At 42.8% G+C, this 23,536-nt stretch carries 21 protein-coding genes; 12 read left to right on the top strand and 9 right to left on the bottom strand.

The features are described 5' to 3' along the window. Positions 1-7: 7 nt before the first annotated feature. The 9 genes from trbC to HMPREF3022_RS11720 all read left to right on the top strand — a co-directional run bounded on the left by trbC (position 8) and on the right by HMPREF3022_RS11720 (position 10,333). The gene (gene trbC, locus HMPREF3022_RS06535; RefSeq protein ID WP_070765322.1) at positions 8-760 is read left to right on the top strand and encodes a type-F conjugative transfer system pilin assembly protein TrbC; all 753 of its coding nucleotides are present in this window, start codon (positions 8-10) and stop codon (positions 758-760) included. Continuing rightward, positions 757-1,986: a hypothetical protein gene (locus HMPREF3022_RS06530; protein ID WP_070765321.1), complete on the top strand. Its 1,230-nt coding sequence runs from the start codon at positions 757-759 to the stop codon at positions 1,984-1,986. The genes trbC and HMPREF3022_RS06530 overlap by 4 nt, the downstream gene beginning before the upstream one ends. Beyond that, on the top strand, positions 1,983-3,596 hold the full coding sequence (gene traN / locus HMPREF3022_RS06525) for a conjugal transfer protein TraN (RefSeq protein WP_283119052.1): 1,614 nt from the start codon (positions 1,983-1,985) through the stop codon (positions 3,594-3,596). The genes HMPREF3022_RS06530 and traN overlap by 4 nt, the downstream gene beginning before the upstream one ends. After that, positions 3,586-3,990, top strand: coding sequence for a hypothetical protein (locus HMPREF3022_RS06520; protein ID WP_070765319.1), 405 nt, complete (start codon positions 3,586-3,588; stop codon positions 3,988-3,990). Before traN ends, HMPREF3022_RS06520 begins: the two co-directional genes overlap by 11 nt. Positions 3,991-3,995: 5 nt before the next feature. Then, entirely contained in the window at positions 3,996-4,784 is a 789-nt protein-coding gene (locus HMPREF3022_RS06515) for a thioredoxin family protein (RefSeq protein WP_070765318.1), read from the top strand. Between the two features lie 172 nt (positions 4,785-4,956). After that, on the top strand, positions 4,957-6,468 hold the full coding sequence (locus HMPREF3022_RS06510) for a conjugal transfer protein TraH (protein ID WP_070765317.1): 1,512 nt from the start codon (positions 4,957-4,959) through the stop codon (positions 6,466-6,468). 6 nt (positions 6,469-6,474) lie between these two features. Then, a complete protein-coding gene (locus HMPREF3022_RS06505; protein WP_070765316.1) occupies positions 6,475-9,585 on the top strand; it encodes a conjugal transfer protein TraG N-terminal domain-containing protein in 3,111 nt (1,036 codons plus the stop codon). Positions 9,586-9,590: 5 nt separating this feature from the next. Then, complete coding sequence (locus tag HMPREF3022_RS06500) at positions 9,591-10,172, top strand: glycoside hydrolase family 24 protein (protein ID WP_239665074.1); 582 nt, start codon at positions 9,591-9,593, stop codon at positions 10,170-10,172. A gap of 2 nt (positions 10,173-10,174) precedes the next feature. Beyond that, complete coding sequence (locus HMPREF3022_RS11720) at positions 10,175-10,333, top strand: hypothetical protein (RefSeq protein WP_162837463.1); 159 nt, start codon at positions 10,175-10,177, stop codon at positions 10,331-10,333. 37 nt (positions 10,334-10,370) lie between these two features. Here HMPREF3022_RS11720 and HMPREF3022_RS06495 read toward each other — a convergent pair whose 3' ends face one another. From HMPREF3022_RS06495 to HMPREF3022_RS06480, 4 genes are all read right to left on the bottom strand, one after another. Continuing rightward, positions 10,371-10,778, bottom strand: a complete 408-nt coding sequence (locus HMPREF3022_RS06495; RefSeq protein WP_070765348.1) for a hypothetical protein — start codon at positions 10,776-10,778, stop codon at positions 10,371-10,373. A 67-nt stretch (positions 10,779-10,845) separates the two neighbouring features. Next, entirely contained in the window at positions 10,846-11,460 is a 615-nt protein-coding gene (locus tag HMPREF3022_RS06490; RefSeq protein ID WP_070765315.1) for a hypothetical protein, read from the bottom strand. 15 nt (positions 11,461-11,475) lie between these two features. Next, positions 11,476-12,183, bottom strand: a complete 708-nt coding sequence (locus HMPREF3022_RS06485) for a TrbC family F-type conjugative pilus assembly protein (RefSeq protein WP_070765314.1) — start codon at positions 12,181-12,183, stop codon at positions 11,476-11,478. 51 nt (positions 12,184-12,234) lie between these two features. Continuing rightward, complete coding sequence (locus HMPREF3022_RS06480) at positions 12,235-13,191, bottom strand: hypothetical protein (RefSeq protein WP_283119051.1); 957 nt, start codon at positions 13,189-13,191, stop codon at positions 12,235-12,237. 291 nt (positions 13,192-13,482) lie between these two features. Between HMPREF3022_RS06480 and HMPREF3022_RS06475 the strand changes: the two genes are divergently transcribed. The 3 genes from HMPREF3022_RS06475 (at position 13,483) to HMPREF3022_RS06465 (ending at position 15,697) form a co-directional block, all read left to right on the top strand. Continuing rightward, a complete protein-coding gene (locus tag HMPREF3022_RS06475) occupies positions 13,483-14,181 on the top strand; it encodes a recombinase family protein (protein WP_070765312.1) in 699 nt (232 codons plus the stop codon). Positions 14,182-14,253: 72 nt separating this feature from the next. Then, the gene (gene rdgC, locus HMPREF3022_RS06470; protein ID WP_070765311.1) at positions 14,254-15,150 is read left to right on the top strand and encodes a recombination-associated protein RdgC; all 897 of its coding nucleotides are present in this window, start codon (positions 14,254-14,256) and stop codon (positions 15,148-15,150) included. Between the two features lie 313 nt (positions 15,151-15,463). Then, positions 15,464-15,697, top strand: a complete 234-nt coding sequence (locus tag HMPREF3022_RS06465; RefSeq protein ID WP_070765310.1) for a hypothetical protein — start codon at positions 15,464-15,466, stop codon at positions 15,695-15,697. Between the two features lie 556 nt (positions 15,698-16,253). Here HMPREF3022_RS06465 and HMPREF3022_RS06460 read toward each other — a convergent pair. From HMPREF3022_RS06460 to HMPREF3022_RS06440, 5 genes are all read right to left on the bottom strand, one after another. Beyond that, positions 16,254-17,504, bottom strand: coding sequence for a Y-family DNA polymerase (locus HMPREF3022_RS06460; RefSeq protein ID WP_070765309.1), 1,251 nt, complete (start codon positions 17,502-17,504; stop codon positions 16,254-16,256). Position 17,505: 1 nt separating this feature from the next. Continuing rightward, the gene (gene umuD / locus HMPREF3022_RS06455; protein WP_070765308.1) at positions 17,506-18,087 is read right to left on the bottom strand and encodes a LexA family protein; all 582 of its coding nucleotides are present in this window, start codon (positions 18,085-18,087) and stop codon (positions 17,506-17,508) included. A gap of 164 nt (positions 18,088-18,251) precedes the next feature. Beyond that, positions 18,252-20,948, bottom strand: a complete 2,697-nt coding sequence (locus tag HMPREF3022_RS06450) for a DEAD/DEAH box helicase (RefSeq protein WP_210399662.1) — start codon at positions 20,946-20,948, stop codon at positions 18,252-18,254. 10 nt (positions 20,949-20,958) lie between these two features. Then, positions 20,959-22,698, bottom strand: coding sequence for a site-specific DNA-methyltransferase (locus HMPREF3022_RS06445; RefSeq protein ID WP_070765306.1), 1,740 nt, complete (start codon positions 22,696-22,698; stop codon positions 20,959-20,961). A 116-nt stretch (positions 22,699-22,814) separates the two neighbouring features. Continuing rightward, positions 22,815-23,360, bottom strand: a complete 546-nt coding sequence (locus HMPREF3022_RS06440) for a hypothetical protein (RefSeq protein WP_083315829.1) — start codon at positions 23,358-23,360, stop codon at positions 22,815-22,817. Between the last annotated feature and the right edge of the window lie 176 nt (positions 23,361-23,536).

The raw sequence follows: 23,536 nt of genomic DNA, 5'->3' as shown, positions 1-23,536 counted from the left end.
TGGAGTGATGGACAAGTCTTTACGCAATGTAATCGTAGCCGGAGGTGTCGTCCTCAGTCTTTTAGGTGGTTTGGCCGGAGTGGGTAGTGCTTACGCCGATGCTGATGTGGAGGCGGCGCGAAACCGCTTGCGTACAACCATGGATAAAGTTACCCAAGGCCAAAACCCGAATGTCGGTGACAATCGGCAGCAACCAGAAGTCCCGGAGTTGGAAGGTATCAAGCACCGTGTGCCCGATGTTCGTGACTACGGTAATGCAAAAATCAAGGCTGATCCGATGTCTATTGCACAAAAATACCGTCCAGCCTCGCAAGAAGCTCGACAAGCTGCGGAAAAGGCCGATTTGTTGGTATTCGTATCATTTTCAATGCCTGAAGCCAGCTTGAAACGTATTGCCCATGAAACAGCAAAGGCGGGGGGTGTAATGGTTATCCGTGGTTTTAAAGACGACTCACTGAAAGCCACGGTTAAGGCGGCTGAAGAACTTGCGGCTTTACAAGGCGATATGCTGATTCATCCTGAACTCTTCGACCATTATGGTATTACCGAAGTCCCTGTCACGGTAATAGCCCGAAATGGCGAAGATGGTTTAGACGGTTGTGCTGTAAATTCAGAATTAGGTATGTGTACAGAACATGCTGCCGTAAAAGGTGATGTGTCATTACATGCGGCGTTAGAACACTTGATCCGTGAATCTAAAGACAAAAAACTTTCCGATATTGCAAATGCGAAATTAGCCGTTCTGGAAGGCAGAAAATGAAGTATTCAGTAATTATCTTGTCCTTGCTCTGTTTGTATCAAACGGCCCATGCCGAAGACTTTGGCCAATACGCCAGTGAGTTGGGAGGCAGTTTGGGTTCGGGCACGGTCAATAATATGATGCAACCTGCCCAATATACTCCGCGTTATACGGACAATGTGCCTATGGCCGAGCAATATTATGGCGGGGGGGTGTCGCTTCCCACCCAGTTCGGCGATGCAAAATTCAATGACTGTAAGAACCTGCCGGCCAATCCTGATCTGTATTTGCGGCAAGAATGTGAAGGTGTAAACCTGATTGCAGGCAACCGTACCAAACGACCTGATGTAACGGTATCTCCAAATGAGAAACTGGTTACAGGAACACAGAAAATCGCCGGCGATCCGGCAGAAACACTGGAGAAATACAAATGGAAATATCCGGTCAATGCTGATGGCAGTATCGGTACTGTTCCATCAACCGCATGTCCGACAGAGAAAATAACTGTACCGGCCATTAAAAGCGTGAAGCATTGCAGCGAATATACTGGTGCAGAACTCTTCTTATGTGAGGCCGCTTTGAAGGTTAAAGTAGATCCAAACTGGAATTACTCATGTTTGGAGACGAAATATCAAAATAACCAGTATCAATGCAGTAAAAAATTGAAAGTGGTGTGTGAGCAGGCTCCTGATTGTACAACAGCGGGTGTTGAAGCTGGTACGTTACAGGGGGATATGCAAGTCAGCTTTATCAAAACACCGGGCGAGCATACGCATAAACTTACCTTTGGTTCGATTGGTGACGACTATTTTCGAGATAACCAATATGACCGCGAACTCATCGTTAAAATCAAAAATCTGAAGAAACTTTCTGAATTTACGCTTAGACGCGTTGAATACGATGACTGGCTGATTGTGAAAGTGAATGACACTATCGTCTATAGCAGTTACAACAATCAGATGTTTTATGCAGATTTCAAACAGGGCATTTGGCGGACAATCAGCCCTGTATATGATGAAAAAGGCAATAAAATTGGTATCGCTGAACGAAAAACTTCATGGAAGAAAGACTTGAACATTGACATCCGTCCATACCTGAGAGAGGGTAATAACATTATTTGGACGCGTACTATTGCAGGTGGCGGTGGTGAAAGTGCATCGATTTTCAGCGTACATCAATACTGCGATCCGATTTGTACAGAATCTTGGGAGGATGGCTGCAAAGAGTATGAGGAGAAGGTCAAATGATGAAACGTTTGATTTCTCTTATGGTAATTATCAGCCATTTCATGTTGGTAACGGCACCTGCGGCAGCTGCTATTCGTGAAGAAGCAGTTTGTCGCAAGCTATCCTATGTTTGCGTGGATGGTCCATCAACCAAAAATATCAATGGCGTAGAGATTACAAAAGACTGTTGGGAATACAAGGCTGAATATCAGTGCTTAGAAAAAGACCCGGCTGATTATTGTGCACCATTGAAAAAACCAGAAGCAAAATGTGAGGTTCAGGGTCAGAACTGTCTTGAGAAATCTGAAGCCGGCGAATGTTTGCGCTATACGCACCAATATTCCTGTGATGTGAATCTGAAGACACTTCACAATGGCCGTCTGCCCGAAAAAGTGGAAGAGTTGGAGCATACCCATGCAATAACGACTGAATGGGATGAATCATCTTGTCACGCCAAGGATAAAAAATGCAAGGTTGTATCCAAAGAATGCGTAGAGCCCGGAAGCACCAAAATAATTAATGGTGTTCCTGTCACACGCGAATGTTGGAAAGAACAGCGCACTATGCAATGTATGACCGGTGATGATGCCGATGAATGCAGTGCTTATGACCGTAATAAAAATTGCAAGTTAATTGAAGATAAATGTACGCACAAATTGCCTGACGGTACATGTCAGGCGCGAGATAAACAGTACGAATGTATAGATTCTCCTGAAACAACAAGAGAGGTCTCAAGCTGTAAAGACCAAGATTTTGCAAGAACCATAAGTGCCATGGAAATGGCTCGGGAAAGCCAAAGGTTCTATGATTCAGAGAAACAGCAGTTTTTCAAAGGTGAGCCTGATAAATGCTCTATTAAATTAGGCGGTGCTTTAGACGGTGTTTTCGGTGGTGATTGTTGTAAAACAGACGCTGACCCAGCAAAAATGATCGACTTTGTCGTTCAAGCAGGTACTGAATATGCTGCGAAACAGCTGTTGTCCAGCGTAGCCAGCCACTATACCTATACTTTGTTGCAAACCAATGCGCCTCAGTTTTTGACGACTGCGTTGAGTGCTGCCGGTCTTGGTGGTTCCGGTGCTTCGGCAGCAGCAGGTGGGGCGGCGGCAGGCGGACCAACCGGGCTGAGTGCTTTTGGTTTTACAGCCGGTATTCAGGGCGGTCAGTTGGTAGTTACTTTCGACCCAGTGAGTTTTGCGATTGCCATTGCAATCATGGCATTACAGCAATGGTTGAAATGCGATCAAAAAGAAATCTTGGTCGCAATGAAGCGCAAAGCCGATTTGTGCCACTACATCGGTTCATATTGTAGTTCCAAAGCCCTGGGCGGATGTGTGACTAAAATGGAGACTCAGTGCTGTTACATCTCCAAATTAACCAAAATCGTAAACGTGCAAGGTAAAGCCCAATTAGGAAGAGGGTGGGGTACTCCAGAAAATCCAAGCTGTGAAGGTTTCACCGCTCAAGATTTGGAGAAAATCGATTTTTCCCAAATGGACCTTGCGGGTTTTTATGATGACGTTTACGCAAATATGGCCAATGTTTCCAAGCAATCAAACCATGCTATCGAAGGTGCGGTTGAAAATATCAAAAAAGGTTCAAACGAGGTAAAAAACTACTATGATCAATAAATCAAAACTCACTACGTTGATTGCAGTCTGCATGAGCATGGTAGTAGGGCCATTGCATGCTGCAGAAACATTTAATGGCGGTATTTCATTAGACAAAACCGAGAAGTTGGTGAAATCGTCTATCCCACTGCCTGATGGAAAGCCGGACGTGCTTCTAGCTTTGGCTATGCGCCATGGTTCAGCTAGAGGGCATTTTAGTGGGAAGGCTGCTGCTGCGGTGCACAAACAGTTCAAGAAAGAAGTGCCTATCTACATTGAGGCAGTCAGGCAAGAGGCATTAAAAAACAAGCCGGGCTGTAATAAAGTACGTCTGACTTTCAAAACGACACCGCAATATGAAAGCCTTGCACCAACACAATCAGTCGATATGGAAGTTTGTCCTAATAAGCGATAAAAATCATGAAAAATTTAATCCTAACTATCCTTTCAATCATCATGTCTGCCTCTTTTTTACAGGCTGCAGCCGAGGGTATGGGGTGGTATGACCAAGATATTTGGAAAAATGAAAACCGTGCTTTCTTATGGTATCCGGATGCCAAAAAGCCCAAACAGCCTAGACAAAGCCAGACTCAAAATACTCCGGTTCGTAATGAACTTGCAGAATTTGAAATGCTGCAAAAAAATTTGGATGAGTCGCGTAAAATTGCCGTCATGAATCCCACACCTCAAAATTTGAAGCGATATATTGAACTTCAAGAGGTCGTTATGAACAAATCTGCGGCGTTTACTGACCAATGGCAAAGGGTAATTTGGCAGAACCCAAATTTGGATTACAGCCAACGTGGTCGTCCGAACAATCAACTGGCCCAGCAACAATATGATCATAACCGTCAGCAACAAAAGGCTGAGGCAATTAGAAAACTTGCAGGAGAGAACGGTATTCTGTTTGTTTTCAAATCAGATTGTCCTTACTGTCATACCATGGCTCCAATCTTGAAAAACTTTGCCGACCAATACGGAATTAAAGTTATGCCGGTCAGTCTTGATGGTGGTGGCCTTAATCATTTCCCGCGTGCTTTACCGAACAATGGTATTGCACAAAGGTTGAATGTTACTACTGTACCCGCCATGTACGTCATGGACACAAAAACCAAGCAATTTACACCTATTGGATTTGGGGTAATGGCACAAACCACGCTTGAGGATCGTTTTTTAGCGTATTCGCGCCCTGTCGGAACATTATATTAATCAAATTAAAGGCCCTATATAGGGCCTTTAATATTTATATTTCAATGTATTAACTGGTTGACAATACAGATATTTTAGGTAAAATAAAGCTTCCTTAATCTCAAGTCTTTACTGTAACTCATCTCGGTTATAGTAAGGATTCCCCTACTATAACCGCTTCATCGGAGCGGTTATGAAATTTCACATCTTTCAATTACCAAAGCCGGCCAAAGTGCTGGCTGTTTGTGTTTCCTCTACAAAATATCTATGTTTAGCAGCATCACTATCTCTCCCAATTAATAGTAGTGCCGGCATTGAGAAGAATATGGCTGACATGTTCAACTCAATGGGAGCAGAAGCCAATTATTCTGAGGCAGGCGCATTCCATGGTCAAAGTGGCAGCCTTTATACCGGTGGTAGCATTAATGTTCGTAATCCGGTCTCTGATGTCAGTCTCGGCAATATCCAACTACCGTCAATAAGTGCCGGTTGTGGCGGTATAGATTTTTTTGGCGGCTCATTCTCTTTTGCAAGTAAAGAACAGTTTATCCAATTTACCCGCAATCTTGGCAACAATGCGGCCGGTGTTGCATTCGACTTAGCACTTAAAGCCCTTGACCCCATGATTCAAGACGCAATCGGCGGTATTCGTGATTTGGTCAATCAGGTTAATCAAAGCAGTTTAAATAGTTGCAAACTGAGTCAGGATATTGTCGGCGGCGTAATGGGGAAATTGGGTTCGTTGGCCAGCTCAAACTGTCGTGCAGCATCTGTTGATTCCGGTTCGGCAGACGATGGTGGCGAAGCAGCATGGTACTGTCAAGCAGCTGACAATTTAGTCAAAGAAGCCAATAAAGTTCGAAATACTGGCAAACCACAAGACACTATCAGCTTTACCGGTGGTAATTTGACTTATGAAGCCATGAAAAACTATACCGGTCAGCGTACTAAATTAGGGTTTGACATGGACTTCTACTACAGCATGTTGGGCACGGTTGTTTTTACTCCTTTGTCGAGAGAGGATGAAGACAAAGATAAGTACAGGGTAGGTATTCAAAGTTTTGAACCACGAATCTTAAGTATCCAAGATTTATTGAACGGTAAAAATAATGCAGGCGGCGAAATCCGCGAAAAGATCGTACTGGACATGTGGACATGTAGGAATGGTTCAAAGAAATTAATGGAGAACTGTTCTGAGAAGAATAATGTTGAAGTACCTTCGTTACGGTACATGATTCATAAACGCCTTGAAACACTTCCGACTTCAATAAGGAATAACCAAGGTTGGGATTTATCTACGCGCATGCAGATCGCAGCCATTGTCAATAATAGTAAGTTACCTATATTAAAAATGGCTGTATCCGATGCCTTCCTTGGAACTGGCTATCTGAAAAAAACAGCAGTTTTAGATGCCATTGCTGTAGATATTGTAGCCAATATTTTGGACCAATCGGAACGCCAGGTACGCTCAACCTTGGGTATGTATAACAAGACAGACGAAGCCAGTGGAGACGCGGTGCGAAAATTATTTGCCAACCTTGGTGAATTACGAAGCAGAATTTATCAGGAACGTATTGATTCAATGAAAAAAATCGAGATCGAAGAAAACATGATGAGGGCTATGGAGCAGTTTGAAACACAATGGCGTTCGGCCTTTGTAGATACCAACAACTCCATGAATTTCGATTCGATGAACCGTTTCTAAGGAGAGATGATGGCTGTCGAATACTTTACTTTCCCTGGTAACGGGGAAGCTGTACGGGCGGTTTTCAATGGCGTTGCCACAATATCAGGATCTACGATGATGGGTGGCGCAATGCAGGCTGCTGCCTTATTTGGATTCCTAGTCACTCTTGCTGTTGCAGTCTTCAAATTGGATTTGAGGGAAAGCTTCAGTTATTTGTTTGTCGTGTTATTTTGTTGGATGGGTATGATGGTTCCTAAAACCACTGTACTCATTACTGAATCAGGTGGGTATGGATATACAGGCCGTCAATATACTGTTGGCAATGTACCAGTCGGCCTTGCTTATATGGGCTACTTTGTCAGTTCTTTTGGCCAAAGTATTACCCGCAAAGCCGAGCAAGTTAACCACCTGCCGGACGACCTCAATTACTCACGCACCGGAATGCTATTCGGAACACGCTTATTAGAAAATATTCGTGAAGCTCGAATACCGGATACACAGTTGACACAAGATTGGGCACTGTTTATGAATCAGTGTTCATTCTTTGATATGAACCTGTATCACTTCTACACAGTTCAAGATTTAGCACAAAGTACAGATATTCTTGCCACATTAAGTAATACCAACCAAGCTTTGTTTACTAATGTTTCCCAAACTACAGCTGAACAGAACGGAAGGCTGAAGTACAACGGCAAATCAACAACTATGACCTGCAATGAAGCAGCAAAACTACTGAAAGAACGCACGGAGTTTTATAGCAAAAATTACTTGCCTAGTTACATTGCTGATCGTGTTTTTGCAGGTTTGGGTACAAATTCGGCAGGAATAAATCGGGTAAATGCCCTGGCCACGTTAGGCAATAGCTCATTCCAGTATCTTCTGGACAATTCCCGCTTCGATACTCTGAAAAATATCGAACAGGCGGCGATGGTTGAGGTTATTCGTCAAGCAGGCATTATCAATGGCCAACGCAACCGAAATTCGGCTGCTGTACAGCAGGCATTTGCTCAAGTTCAAGCTCGTAATCAGTATATTGCTGCCCAAAAAACCGGCTCATCAATGGCAAGTTGGAATCTTCCCTTGATTCGTTCTGCTGCTGAGGCCATTCTGATTGGTTTATTCCCCTTTGTAATGATTCTCGCCATGTTAGGCGGCATCATGGCATTCCGGTTATTGAGCTTCTACATGATGAGTATGCTGTGGATTCAGCTTTGGGCACCTGTGGCCAGTATCATCAATATGATTATGACTATGAATGCGAAGCGGCTGTTTAGCGTGGAAGCCGCCAACGGCGTTATTACACCGGGAACAGGTGATACGTTATTGATGGCAGCAGCCGATGCACAAGCAGCTGCTGGGGCTGCAATGTGGCTAATCCCAGTCATCGCCGGTGCTCTTGCTATGGGCGGACGTAGTCTATTAAACGGTATGATGGGTATGACAACATCAGCCAAGACAACTGGTGAGGCAGCGGGTTCTCAAGCAGGGGCTGGGAATTACTCTGCCGGCAATATGAACTACAACAATAGCAATGCCAACAAACTTAGCTTAAACCCTGTATATACCGATCCTCAAATGACGACTGCTCAATCAGCCACTGGTACCTCATGGACAAATATGGTAACTGGAGATAGTAGAGCACAGATGAGGAATAGTAGCCTTGGCGTTTCCTCTCAATCACAGATTAGTCAATCGGAATCATATTCAAAGGCGGCAGACCGAGCAGAAACAGCTGCTCAACAATGGCAGGCTTCTATACGAGAGTCTGTATCTCAGGGAAATTCAAACCGCCTTGCCTTTGCAACTAATTATGGTATGGATAGAAGTGCCTCTGAGGGTTACGGAATGGGTTTGGATGCAGCAGAAAGTAATAAATTTTCCTACGTTTTAGATCGAGGTAAGAAGATTGGCCAACAATTTGGTATCAGCAATGCTTCTTCTATTGCCTCTGCCATTGCAATTGGACTAGGCGTAGGTGGAAATACCCGTGGAAGTGAAACAGCATCTGAACAGAAATCTGCTTCTAGTAGATTAGCTCAAACTATGATTCAAAAAGGAGCACAGGGATTGGAAAGTCTTTCTAAAAGCACTGGAATCGTTGGACAAATGGCTAGAAATATCCAAAGCTCTATTGGTGCCAATGGAAATTTAAATTGGAGAGGAGATGCTATTAATAGAGATCAAATGGTTGCTGAAATTGGTAAAAGTATTGAAGCAGGTATTCGCCAAGGTGTTAGCTTCGATAGTAATTTTACTGACAAAGTTTCCCAATCAGAAGCATATAAAGTTGCACTCAATTCTGGTAATAGTTTGGCACAAACAGCCGAAGCTAACTTTAGTAAAGCAAGAGAGGCTTCACAAATGGCTGCAGAAAGCTTCCAAGAAGCTCAATCTTATCGAGAAATGGCAGCTCGTACATATGGTAATGGCATTACTATTTCCCAAGATAACACAAATGCATTGGTACAGGGCAACCCTGAATTGACTATGAGTGAATTGAATGCAGGGCAGGGAGGAACCTACAATGCTGCAATTCGTGCAGGTGAAAATAGTCATGGTCGTTTAAAAGTTGCTGCTGAAAGTTCAGGCTGGAAACCTAATAATCTTTCACCTGAAGATCGACCTCAAAACAATACACAACCCGCTTATAAATACTACTCTGATAAAGTTTCATCCGGAGTTGGGGCGGCATTTGGAAATGTTCAAGCCCAAGCTCATCAGGCCGGTGTGATTCCAGATGGAATTAATGCTGCCATCGGTAGTAGAGGTGAGAAACTTGAACAGAACTATGAAAGTAAGTCTGGCAAAATTGAAGGCGATATTAATCAAGGTAGAAATAGCTACCGCCAAGAAGTTGGTAGGTTGGCAACACATGCTCAAAAAGCTCAAGATGAAACAAATGGGGTAGCCATGAGAATTAATACTCACGCTTTACCCTGGAACTCCGCCGGTGAAAGATACGATAATCTAATGGAAGACGTTCGTAAAGGAAAAGGACCGATAGGTGCCGGGGTAGATCAAGCAACAGCCCATTTGGGTAATCCGGCTTTAGCATCCGAATTTGACCAACCAATTCCTCAACGTCCAGGGAATACGAAGTCTAGCGGATCCGCTGTATTCCGCCCAAAGGAATAACCCCGTTGCGTAATGCCACCTCATATGGAGGCAACGGGGTAATGTGGCGTGGAATATCAAGTGGAAGACAAGTGAGAGGAAACTATGTATTAAAAGCTTCAACTGCTCATAATCAAGCCGCATTAGAGCGATATGTTCATAATCCGAAAGTGCGTGCCTTTCTTGATTTTATTGCAGCATCAGAAGGTGTAAAACATGGTTATCAAACAGCGATTGGTAACTATAGAATTACGGACTTCTCCCGTCACCCAGGTAACTCTGTTAGACGTAGTTTTACTCGAACAGATGGTAGTAGAAGCACGTCTGATGCCTCCGGTCGCTATCAATTCATGGGATATACATGGAAAGGACTGGCAAAACAATATGGCTTCACGGATTTTAGTCCTGCCACACAAGACAAAGCTGCTGTAGCCTTAATTTTAGCTAAAAAAGGTGCAATGGAAGCTATTTTAAATGGCAATTATGAACAGGCAGTCATGAAATTAGGTGGTATCTGGGCCAGCTTCCCAACAGCTCCAAATGAATACCGGCAACACAAGCGTAGCTGGGGCTTTGTTCATAATTTTTTTAGACAGAGAGGATTTTAAAAATGAGTATTGCACAAATCGTTGTACAGATTGAAGAGATGGGTGAAGGCGACTATCAAGTGCGTATGAGTTATAGTGGCGGTAATGACCTTGAAACTATCGAATCAAAAGCAGCCTTTGAGAAAATAGTAACAGCAATAGGAGAAGTGTTAAATAGCTAGGTATATAAAAAACAGGAGCTTATAAATCTCCTGTTTTTTATTTCCAATACTCCTCAGAACTCGAATCTAAGTCCGTTCCATGCCAAATGTTATCAACTTCATGAGCGTAAAATGGTTCGTTTTGCCTCATTTCTTTTTCAAATAATTCGTCATGAAATTCCGAAAGTGGATCACCACCATGAATCTTGGAATTCAAACCACCAATAGGCATATCAAAAGACTGCCATTTGCCAAATGAGGTTACTGCTTCATTAGAACCAATGTAATAGTCTACAATGGTGGCAAACACGAGTGATTGAAGCAATCCAATTATCCAAAAACCCTCAACAAAAAGATTTAATGTTACTGCCCCTGTACTAAAAAACATTACCGCAGGTGTGGAGATGGAGAATATCGCTACAAATAAGGTAGCAAGCCTAAAAAGTTTTTTAGATTTTGTTTTCAATTTGCACTCCTTAATGATTGGTAGCATTTCAGCTACCAATCCTCTTTCTTATATGATGCACATCCCATTATTTATAGGTTACTTGAATACTATCACTTGTAATCCAACGTTCATTGCCTCTGCTTGGCTGAATTTTAATTAAGCCATTCTCACCTTTTTCTAAGACCAAAGCAGACCCATAGGAAGTAGTGATTTTTTTACCAGGTTGTACATCCGTAACTTTGCTGCGGTAGGTTTGCTCCCCTGTATATCCCTCAGCAAAGGCGAAGTTTGTATAGTTTTCTTTGTACCACCAACCCATCCACTGTACTTGTCTGCCGTTGATACAGAAAATATCGGAAGTCAGTGTTTCAACTGCCCCCTTGTGATGTTCGCAATATGCTTTAAAAGTTCCTACTGCATCCTCAACTGTTTTTTCATGTTCAGATTCGGATCTTGCATAGAATTTTCGTTCGATTGTTCCCGTACTTTCAAAAATCTTGCCTTGAACAATCCGACTAAGCCCCGCCAATTTACTGTCTTTCATCCAATCTTGTACAAATTTGGGATAGGGTTTATCCAAAGAAGCTTCTAATGCTCCGTCAATTTTGGCCGGTTTTGATGCAAGATTTAAGAAATTTCCTTCAGCCAGGGCATTTGAAATGGCGATAACTGGTAATAATCCAATTATAATTTTTTTCATTTTAATATTCTCCTTTTATTCTTGGGGCTTCGCACCAAATGAAAACAGCGGCTTATGGTTCAAACCAACTGTCCCAAAATATGTTTTACATTTCACCTCCGGATTTTTGTCGCAGCCATATTTGCCATCTGGCAAAACATTGGCTTGAACAAATGTCGGCACGGCATATCCTCTAAAGAGTTTAACCAACTGCGGTGCAATTAATACGGTAATGCCCTCATCGGTAAAGCGTTTAGCCTCTGTCACTGTCTCAGAAATGGAATCATTAAGGAGACCTTTCAATACGATAATACTCTTATCTCGCTTTGCAATCCTGATAACTTCTTTATAGTTATGTTCTTTTTTGAGATTTAGACTCATTAAAATCAGATTGTCTTTATAATTACTGGTTGCCGGATCAATAATTCCATTTTTGGTCCGTAAAGCCTGGAACTCTTCAGGTGTGAACCGAACAATACTTCCTGTATCAGTATCAACACGCAGATACCCTCCGTCTTTCACATAATTCAACAAATCACCAGGCACTTCTGCACTTTGTGTTTCACGAATATCTTTGTCATGGTTTGGCCAAGATGTACCCATGACGACATTCCGGCCATAAATAGTACGATCAACCAAATAGGAACTTACCAATTCCTGAGCCACGCTGCCAGCCATATTACCGCAAGCAGCTTGTGTCAATAAGGCGGTAGCCAGCAATGTAGGTATCAAAAATTTCTTCATATATAGTTCTCCTTTAGGTAATTTGTATCAGCCTGTATTAGCCTCAAAACCTCATTTCAACTTGAACAGCTTACTGGCCATACGTCGTAGAATCCCATGTTTTTCCAGCATGTCCCTTTCCTCGGGAGTACCTTGGGATTTCTGATGTTCTAATAAGGCTGTGTACTGAGCAGCCAAAGCCGAATATTCAGCTTCCAATAAAACATGTTTATTCTTCAGCACCTCAAACTCTTCTTTTATTTGCTCAACTTGTTGTTCGTCGGCCATTATTTGATTATGTAGTGTCAAGGCCGTCTGAAAATCCGTACTCAAAGGATTACGGAGTAGGGTGCAGAGAATTTGTTTCCGAAAGGTGTTCCGAAGTTTCTCTACATGGCGATCTATGCGGTTTTTGATTTCTTCATTATCGTAATTGAGTAGCTCGTCTTCATCAATATACAAAAATGAACCCTTATCTGCCCGTATCTGCACCACCGGTATCCCTATTTTCGATAAGGCTAAACATTTAGGTGCATTAGAAGCCAATCGTGATGTATGCCAAATCTCAACCGCCAATTGCCTCCGCCACCTTATCTCATGCCTGAGTAGAGAAGAGTTACCTGGTTGATCAAATTCAAGCAAAACATCAATATAGAATGTTTTGCCATCTATCTCTATCCGATATTCGGATAATGCACGGTTCAGTCTAATAGTAACAGGCGGATGTTGCTCGGTGTGTTCAGTGTAATTTAGAACAGTCGTCAGGCCGCCGGGCAAGTTGGATAGTTCGTTCAGCACTTGTTTGCAAAGCAAGTGGGTTAGCGATTCAGGAGCAGAAGCACCACCGGAGTCGGCCTCACTGTAATAGCGAAAAAAATTGGTCGCCTTCCTCCTGGTCAAAACCATTTTCTTTCTTGTGCCGGGACGATGACGGCTGTAGTAGATCATTCCTTCTCGGTGTTTTAGCTTTGCTTCAAGTGCAGTTAACCATTCATCACCATCTGGACTCGTATAAGCAATAATTTTCAAACGATCAAAATCCTTTGGGAAGAAAAGCATCATTGGAATAAGACAACAATCAAATTCTGTATAACCTGTTTACCACTATAGGGCAATTTTTTCTTCTCCCTTTTGGATTCGACCGGCTTATATACAGACATAACCAAAATTATAGACAATGGTAATTATTTTTACAAAGTTGAACTATTCGGTAGAATACTGTATTTTGACCATAGGTTATTTACAGTACACATTATACTACTGTAAAATATAAATACAATAACTTAAAATCCAGTGGATTAATTACAGGATTTAAAATACATGAGCAACCTCAAAATCGCACGGATTTATCTTAGAGTAAGCACACTACAACAAAATTTAGAGCGGCAACGCAAAATTATCGATGAGACTAAGGAAAATGGATTTTACATAGCTGGAATCTATGAGGAAAAGGCGAGTGGGGTAAATGCAAGTCGTCCCGAATTGAATCGACTTATCGATGATCTTCAAGAGGGTGATTGGGTTATTGCAGAAAGGATTGATCGAATCACTCGCCTCCCACCCCGTGAGGCAGAATTACTGATTCAAAGAATCACCGAAAAAGGAGCCAAGCTGCATGTCCCTGACGTTTTTTCTTTCGGTAACTTAGATGAACTTATGGGTGAGGGTGATTCTCTTCCAAAATATTTAACCGAACCACTGATGGAAGCCTTGCAAAAAATGTTCTTGCGTATGGCTTTAAGTATTGCCCATGAGGATTGGAAGACAAGAAGAGAGCGTGCAAACCAAGGTATTGCACGAGCAAAAAAAGAAGGGCGGATGAAAGGCCGACCTGCAAATGAGGAATTGCACAAAAGTATTATCCAACTCACATTAAACGGTGTGAGTATTACAGGGATAGCATCCGCACTTAAATGTAGTACATCAACGGTAAGCAAGGTTAGACGAGCTTATAACCGCAAACATAAGTCAGGTGACAAGGATCAATTCGATATATTTAAACCGAGTTTGAAGAAGTAAGTAAAGGAAAATACATGCGGAATCGGCTAGGAAGAAAAGGTAAATTTTGAATATGACAGAAAGGAAATAAAGATGTGGTTCAAACAAGTAAGTTTTTATCCCATTAGCAAAGAGAAGTTACCGGATTTCGAATATCTTTCGAACAAGCTGGCACAATCAGAGTTTTCTCCTTGCCAAGGCTTGGATTGGTTTTCAGAGGGTTTTTCCTCTCCTGTTCATTTTTCTCCAGAATTAGTCTTCCCAGCCGATTTTACATGGAGAGTGGCCCTCAAAAAAGAAGAAAAAGTTCTGCCTGCCGGCGTGATTCGAGATATTTTGGACGACAAGGTTTTGGAAATTCAAAATAGTGAAGGTCGAAATGTAGGTCGCAAGGAAAAACAAGAACTGAAAGAACAAATTACTGATGACTTGCTTCCTCGTGCTTTTACAAAAAGCACTCGGACTGAAGCCGTATTTGATACAAGGCGTGGTTTTTTATTGATTAATAATGCTACCACGACAAAAGCGGAAAATATCCTGACCAAACTGCGCGAAGCGTTGGGTGGTTTGGAAGCCGCCATGCCCAACACCAAACAATCGCCGTCCTCCCTAATGACCAGCTGGCTGTTGCAAGGCCATTGCGAAGGTGGCTTTGAATTGGACAGTGATTGCGAACTCAAAGGCGTCGGCGATGTTGTTCCGGTTGTCAAAGTTTCCAAACAAGACCTGACCGCCGACGAAGTGGTACAACACGTCAAAAACGGCAAAACAGTTACCCAGCTGGGCTTGGTATGGCGCGAACAAATCGCGTTCATCCTCACCCAAGACTTTACACTCAAACGCATACAATATTTGGACTCTTTGCAAGAAGAAGCTGAAAACAATGGCGATGATGCCGCCAGCTTGACGTTTGCTTCTCAGATCTTGATGACAGAAGGCATTAGCTTGATGTTGGAGGAGTTGGTCACATATCTCGGTGGATTTGAGTAGGAACAACTATTTTTACGATTTAAAGTAACTAGCTGGTAACAAAATCAATATAAATTTTTGAAATTTTATATTTCAGTGGGTGCTTTGCCCCCACACCCCCAGTCTCGCCGCCGACAGCTCGGGAACAGGGAAGGTCTTCGCCCTTTTCTGCTCCCTTACTGAAGCGTATATTCGTCTCATGTCAGTAAATAGGGTATTCATAAACGCCCTAGTAGGACAGGACGTTTACAAAGCTTCCCCATTGGCAGCCATTCAACTCAAAAATGAACAAATGTCGCCTGAAACATGGCGGCTTTTTTTGAAAGGAAAATAAATGCCACACCAAAATAGAAACTGGCAACGCCGTTGGACGGTTGATTTTGAAACTCAAACCGCAACACATGAAGATGGTTGGGTTTTTCAATTTTCAAAAGTTTCAGACGGTGTATTTGATGGAAGTCTGATTTCTCAGCCCAAGAATATCACGATAGAACAAATTAAAAACGCGCCTATAATTGCGAAGGAAGCAGGTGAAGTGTGGATGAGAGCGCGAAAGAATAGACATTAACCAAAGGTTTTTCTTTCTTTTGCACTTAAGGTTGCTAAATGTTGTTGCATAAAGGCATCTAAACTAAACATATACTAAGGCTGATTATTATTTTTAAATACTCGATTCTTGAAAAAAATCCTGTCATACCAATATACATGCCGTATCTATAATCTTCACTCTAGGAGCCTAAATATGCCGTTAAAACCTGGACCAAAACCGATTGCAAAATCAACAGGCAAACCCGATCAGCGACGCCGTGATAATAAAAGCACGCCTGGAAATACTCCGTCTTTAAAACCAAGCAAGTCATCCGGCAACCGTTGAGCCTGAACCTCCCACGCCCTCAGCTTATACAGAGGGTGTATTCCGCTAAAAATAGAAAAGCCCGGCCGCCGCACCAAACAAGTGCGGCGGCCGGGCTTTTCTGCATTATTGTGTCATTTATTTGTAACTTTGACATCATATTTTGTTTAATATTTGAAGAGTTAAAAAAAGGTCGTCTGAAGTTCAGACAACCTTTTTTCTATGGAATATTATCCACAGATTTTGTGGATGTTTTGGGGAAATCATATCCTTAGACTACGAGCAAATCCGCAAACCGTGTGGTATAGCACAGGCTCAACCTATCTCTGTTCATTTTCCAGTCATCCGCAAGCAGTTCGGAGGCAAGTTTTAGACGGCCTCTACCGTACCGGCGATTGATTTTGTCCCATGCCTCCATAACTGGATTGACGGCTTCCGGCTGCCATAGGTCCGTTTGTACATGTCCGGCTGGTTTCAGCCCATGCAATTCTATCCCGCATTTTTTATAGAGGTAGCCGCCTCGGTAAACGTTCGCCAACAGATTTTGCGCCTCCCGGTTCAGGATGATGGTATCTGCTGTCGGCACGGCCAAATTACGGCTCAGGCTCTTATGGTATTGAGGGGCTTTTTCCCGGAAAAAATCCGTGTGTAGGAATACGGTAACGGCAGAAGCCGCCAGTCCGTCACGACGCAAGGCTTCTGCCCCCGAGCTGATGTGATGTGTAATCGCCGCCTGCAACGCCTCCGGTGTTTCGATACACATTCCAAAACTGCGGCTGCGGACAAGATTCTGCCTTGTTTGCGGTTCGGGGTGCAAACCATCACAGGCAATACCCTGCATTTCGCGCTGCGTCCGTTCGACCGTCACGCCGTATCGCCGGCGCAGGGTAGCGGTATCCGCCCGAACAAAGTCCAATGCGGTATAAATTCCTTGTGCCGCCAGTTTGGCCGCTGTTCTACCCCCGATTCCCCAAATCTCATCGACACTCTGGCTGCGCAAGGCACGAAGGCGGACAGACTCATTCCAATCTGACCAAACCACCACTCCTCCAAAGTGATCGGGGTAACGTTTGGCAAGATGGTTGCAAAACTTGGCCAGCGTCTTGGTCGGAGCAATGCCAACGCAAGTTGGTATGCCAACCCATTGTAAAACACGGCAGCGAATTTGATGCCCATGTACAGCAAGATTTTCAATGCCGGACATATCTGCGAAACATTCATCAATAGAATAGACTTCAACCGCCGGAACACACCCAGCGATAGTTTCCATCATCCTCCGGGACAGGTCTGCATAGAGTTCGTAATTGCTCGAATAAGCTTTCAGACGGCCTTGAGAAACTAAGTGTTTCACACGGAAATAGGGTTCCCCCATCTTAATGCCTAAAGCCTTTGCTTCGGTAGATCGTGCAACCACACAGCCGTCGTTGTTTGACAGGACAACGACTGGGGTATTTTTCAATTCCGGTCTGAAAACTCTTTCGCAAGAACAGTAAAAGCTGTTCCCATCAATAAGGGCAAACATCTTAGCTTCCCTGACGAACATCTTTGATAACGAAGGTTACAACGCCAACGACTGTCCAGGTATCACTGTCATCAGGTATAAAGTCAGGGTACTCGCCGGAGGCATTTTCAGAGTGTAGCTCGGGCTTGCGACCTGGAACTTTGTACAGTCGTTTGATCGTAAACTCATTGCCAACATCGGCCATCACAATATCGCCGTGCTTCGGCGTTTTGGATCGGTCGATGATCATAATATCGTCTTTACCGATACCCGCGTCGAGCATGGAATAGCCACCGGAGCGTGCGGCGAAGGTGGCAGACGGGTTTGTGATAAGGTATTCGTTAAAATCGAGATAGTCAGCAACATACGGCTCCGCCGGAGATGGGAATCCTGCGGGGATTTTCTCGAGAGCATATGGTACTTTTAGTGTTGTCCGATTAATGGGTATAAGGCTACCTTGAGGCATGGCTGTAGAAGCGATCATGGCATCGACTGTTGGTATCAGTGACACCGGGATACGTTTAACCGCAGTAGCTTCACCGGACTTGCTTTTGCGTCCTGCACCATCTCTTCTTCCACCGCGTTTTTTTGAAGCTTGTTCCATAATGAGCTATTTTGATTTCGTAACAAAATCATTCTAACAAAAAAAGGCTCACACGGAAATTTGTGTCTGCATTTTTTTGTTCAATGTATCAATTACCGCCTTTGCCGGCGAAAATAAAGGCATTGAGTTAAAAAAAGGTCGTCTGAACTTCAGACGACCTTTTTTTAACTCTTTAATACAGCCTGGATCTGTTGTTGCATGCTTCTGCCTTGGCCATCCTCTTTGACGGCCATGACGAACAGGCATTTCCCATCACTTTTATCCGCCCAATAACGACCAATTACCTCTTTTTCCTTACTGTCATCGTTTGTGGCTAGGCTTTTGCCTTTATATTCCACTACCAATATCCTGCCGTCGTTCAGTTCGCAAATAAAATCGGGGAAAAAGCGTTTATTGCCTGAACTACCTGAAAGGGGAAGCCAAAACCCTCGTTTCCCGATGTCTGGGTTGCGTATCCACCATTTAACTTCTTTGAGGGTGTCCAAATAGAAGGCACATTCGAACTCTTCACCTGTGGGTTTTAGGTTTTCAATTTCATCAAAGAAATGTTTTTGGAAACGATACTTCCCCTGATAGAAGGGTGGCATGGGAACGTAATTTTCAAGATTAAACTTGTAACAGAATTCTGCATCTAAACATGCTTCCCATTCTGAACTATCATCAAACAGAGTTTGCCGGTAACACTCACCGATAGCCTTACTCCGGTAGCTGTCAATCAGCCCTGAGATGGCACGGCTTAGGGCAAATTTGTGGTGTATTAAGTCGGCGAGTGTATTTTCTGGTTTAGAGAGAAGATTATCAACAACACGTTTCAGGAATGGCAACATCTGCTTTATCGGAGTATGTGCGTGATCAATTTTATCAGCCAGCCAACGTACCAAATCATCAGGTTCAACTTCTAAAAATCCATCATCCGACGCTAAATTCTGCTGACTGGAGCGATAAACAACTTCTTTATTTGAGCTTTCGTCCAAGTCAATTTGGAAAAAACGATCACCTTCCGTATGAAAGCGAACTTCCGCCGGATAGTCGTTGATGTTCCAACCTGCAACCTCTGTCAGTACATCAGCTTCAAACAAATCCAATTCACCTTGATATTTCAGGCATAGTTGGGGGATTGCTGGAAAAATCTCACCTTTTTCTGCAGGAGATTTAGCTAACTCGATCTTATTGTTGTGAATTTCAATCCTGTCAGCCGCTGCTTTTCGTTTTTTACCGTTTGGTGTATTTTCCAATATCAGTTGACTTGTTTTGTCATCGATAGGACCACTAACTTGTAAAAGGGTAGATCCATCTTCCAGTATAGTCATACGAATGCTGTCGCGTTGCTCTTTGTCCAGTAAACCCATGTCTGGCAAGCTTGTTAGCTCAAATGTTGAGGTAGGCTGAAAATGAGGCTGCGATGTTACGGTACCGAAAAGGTCATCTTGGCCCGAGATGCTGTTATCCGATATGTTTTCACCTGATTTCAACATCTTGGCAATTTCCAAGTGATTAAATCCCATATCGATCAATTTATCTGTCAAAGTTGCGGCTGCCATTCCAAATTGATAGGATAGTAAGTGCGCATAAGCACAATTTAAATCCTCAACTATCCTTTTTTTGGCATAAGGCATACGCAGCACGCGACCAAGCAACTGTTCTGCATCTTTGGCTGATGAGACGTTCTGTAATGAGCAGAATACATAGGCAAACGGGCAGTCCCAGCCCTCCTTAAGGGCTTCAACTGTAATAACGATTTCTATAGGGCATTGAGGCGATAAAAGGTCAATATTATCCAGTTCTCGTTGCGTCCCGGTTACTACCGCGATTTTACTATCATCTATGTTGAGCTTATTGATCAGATAATCACGAAGAACATTAACCGTTACGGTTCCATTTTTGTTTTCGGCTTGGAACAGTATGACGGGTCGTATATATTCAGGTTCTAACTGAGCTTTGCTTGCAAGGTCGGAACGCTGTAATACCGCTGCATCGACTATTTCTTCCCAGCTGTGAGAGCTGTGATCTTGTAAATAAATCGGCAATTTAATCATGCTTTCCGCTTTGAGTGCGGCTGCTCCAACATGATAGATAATATTGCTACCAAAATGAGCGTCTGTATTAGGAGTAGCAGTAAATTCCAAAATGGCCGAAGGTTTCAGACGGCTTAATGTATCAAAAGTTAGCTGGGTACGGGCATTGTGTGCCTCATCGACAATAACCAATGGTCGATAGGCGGCGAGTAGATTAGCAAACGAACATTTGACCCTACCGACAGAGGATCTTTGAAGTCCTTGTTCAGACAAATCATCTTCTGTGATACGTTCAAGTATGGAGAGTGATGATTCCGGCAAACGTGCAAAATGCGCTTCCAAATGCTCGTTGTGCTTGTAGATTTTGCGCATTTCCTTTTTCTGGCTGTCAATGCGGAAATTTGCAATGGTGGAAACCACGACGATGGTTTTGCCTCCGAAATCTTGCGGTTTGAGCTGCGCAAAGTTTTCAACCGTCACGATTACCACCTCCCGCTTGAACGCGGAATCCAGTGCCTGCCGGTAGGCATGGCGGGGATTGTTGAGTGCAGAGGCAGTTTGTGTTTTGACAGTATCGCTCGGAACCAGCCACAAAACCACCGGATAGTCGGTGTCCAGATAATCTTGAGCGGCACTAGATACGGAATGTGCTGCCAGCAACGTTTTACCGCCGCCGGTGGGAATACGGACACAGACATAGGGGATATTCAACTCTTCACAAGGCTTTCGGTAGGTTAAATCAGGTTGCAATCGTGCAAAAGCCTCTTCAAACGGCATATCGCGACACAAAGTCAAAAAGTCGGAAACATTGCCCAATGCGTCCTTCTGATATTTTTTCAGTTCCATTATCTTCCCCTTATTTGTCCGTAACGTGATACGGAATCTGTTTGAATGTGATCAGCTTCTGCTCAAGCGTAGAATCACCCAAGCGACAGGCTTCGCCGTATACCACGATTTTGATTCCGTCTGAAACAAATCTATCCAGATCGGGTAATTCCGACAGCACTTTTCGGGTTAGTACATTGCCGCTCTGTGGCCGTTTGTCGCCCAATATGCCGTTGTATAGCAGGTAATAGGCAGTATCTTCATGTATACCAATCAATGGTGTACCAGCTTTTAGGCTGTTAGAATCAGATAATGGACGATGTGTAATATGGAACCAGATAAAGGCAGCTAGTCCATTAAAGCTAACCTGTTCGTTAATATCACCGTATGAGTCGAAGATGTTTTCTCCCAACTCGTAAAAACGAAACGAACCTCCACCATTCCAAATATTTGTACTTTTCATTTTTTTTGTTTTAGCTGCCTTTTTTAATGCTTTCAAAGTTTCTTTGTCAATCAGATTGGTTTCTTTACCAATTACATTTAATACTTTTGAAAAAACTTTAATATCATCAATTTTCAAACCAAGTGATTCTAACGTGTCATTTTCAAGTTCATAATATTCTTTACCTAAAGAAATTCCACCCTGTTCACCATCAACAACTTGTTTCATGCGAGGTACAACGAGAGTCTTGGCATGTTCGCCGATGTCAATACCAATATATCGACGATTCATTTTATGAGCTACAGCAGCAGTTGTCCCAGAACCCGCGAAGCTGTCAAGTACAAGGTCCCCTGGTTCAGTAGTTATTAGGAGTATTTTTTCAATTAATTTTTCTGGTTTAGGAGTATCAAAATCTAGATTTAACTTTTGAAGTTCTTGGGTTGCTTCAGTTGCTGTTCCTGTATCATCCCACCAAGTTTTTACGCTACTACCTTTAGATTCAGCTTCGCTTAAAAAACGCTTCATTTGTGGCTTTGATTTGCCGGTTTTACCAAAAACAATTCTATTATCAGCAAGAGCTTTTAAATATTCATCTTGTGTTGTGCGCCAACATCGTCCTTTGGGTGGCCAATATTCTTCACCTGTATTTGGGTTTGTAATTGGATACGTTAGATTTGGTCGAATATTAGGTGCATCAAAAGGGGTTGCATACCACAACCCACGAGGGTCATTATCTGGATTGCTGTATTTGTCAGCATCGACTAACTGCAATCGATTTAGTGCAACTTTGTCTTTTGATTTTGCGTAAACTAAAAGATGATTATGGGATAGGCTGATAACAATATCACTTTGAACACTTTTCCTATGATTCCACACTATATTGGCTACAAAATTTCCCCGCCCGAAAATTTCGTCGCACATTACTTTCAGATAATGCGCTTCTCGGTCGTCAATAGTAATCCAAATACTGCCGTCTTCCGCCAGCATTTCATACAATAGCTCGAGGCGTGGGTACATCATATTGAGCCAGATGCTGTGTTCAAGCCCGTCGTCGTAGTGGGTAAAAGCTTTTTGGGTATTGTACGGGGGGTCGATGAAGACACATTTAACGCTGCCGGCGTAAAACGGTAGCAGGGACTTTAAGGCATCAAGGTTATCACCCTGAATGATGATATTATCTGTATTTTGATGATTGAAGCTGGTTCCTTCATTATCACAGACAGAATCTGAACTATACGAGTATTCTGGTTTTTCTACCAATAAGCGGTACGGGCTTTTCTTTGCAATATGTACCGCTTTCTGTTTATTAGACCAATCTAGTATGGGCATTGTTTTACCTTGAAAGTTTGATGAACTAAATTTGATTATGGCATTATAGCTATATTTTGAATTTGTAACAAAACCAAAATAGTTATTCCTTTTGTATGAACATAGGAATTAAAAGATTAATAATCCATTTCTTTTCTACTGTAACATATTGAAATTTCGAATGGTGTTTTACGGAACATTTCATTTATCCGGTAAATTTCCTGCCATGCCTTGTGCAATAAAATGTTCCGTACAATGGGAATTGCATTCAATATCCGATATTGTCGGTTATAGATTTTTCGTCTCCTACACCAAATTCTCAAAAGTTCGTCTTCATCATTAATTACGATATGCTTCAGAATTAGTCCCTTTGAACCTACGGGAAGCAGGTAGCGCGGATCGGGATTATCAAAGTGTCGTCCTGAACCATTAAAGTCATAAAGAATGTTTGGCTGCATACCGGTAATATTGTGTGTATCCCGTGGATCAGAAATTTCTCCCCTCCATTCAAAGCATAATGTTTCAGATCGGTTTTCAAGTTCGTGTACAGGGACTTCTCCAAGCAAACCTAAAAAATTCATCCCACCATCGTATTCTGTTATTTGGAATGGGGTTTCAAACCTGTGATTTGCTATCAACATATCAAACAACCGATCAATATATTCACGCCGGAGCAAAAGCATTATTTTTCCTTATTTAGTCGTTTCCCATCCACGTCCAAGCCAAACACCGCTCAAAATCTACAATATTAGTAAGTGTTTCAAAAAGTTTATATCCTAGATAAACTTAAGAATTTCCGTTTGACATAGTTTATACTATACAAGAGGCTGAATTTACAATCCAAGTGCAACAAAAAAAG

Source organism: Neisseria sp. HMSC065C04, from assembly GCF_001815375.1.
GTDB classification, from domain to species: Bacteria; Pseudomonadota; Gammaproteobacteria; order Burkholderiales; family Neisseriaceae; genus Neisseria; species Neisseria flavescens_D.
This window is presented reverse-complemented; position numbering and strand designations above follow the sequence as displayed.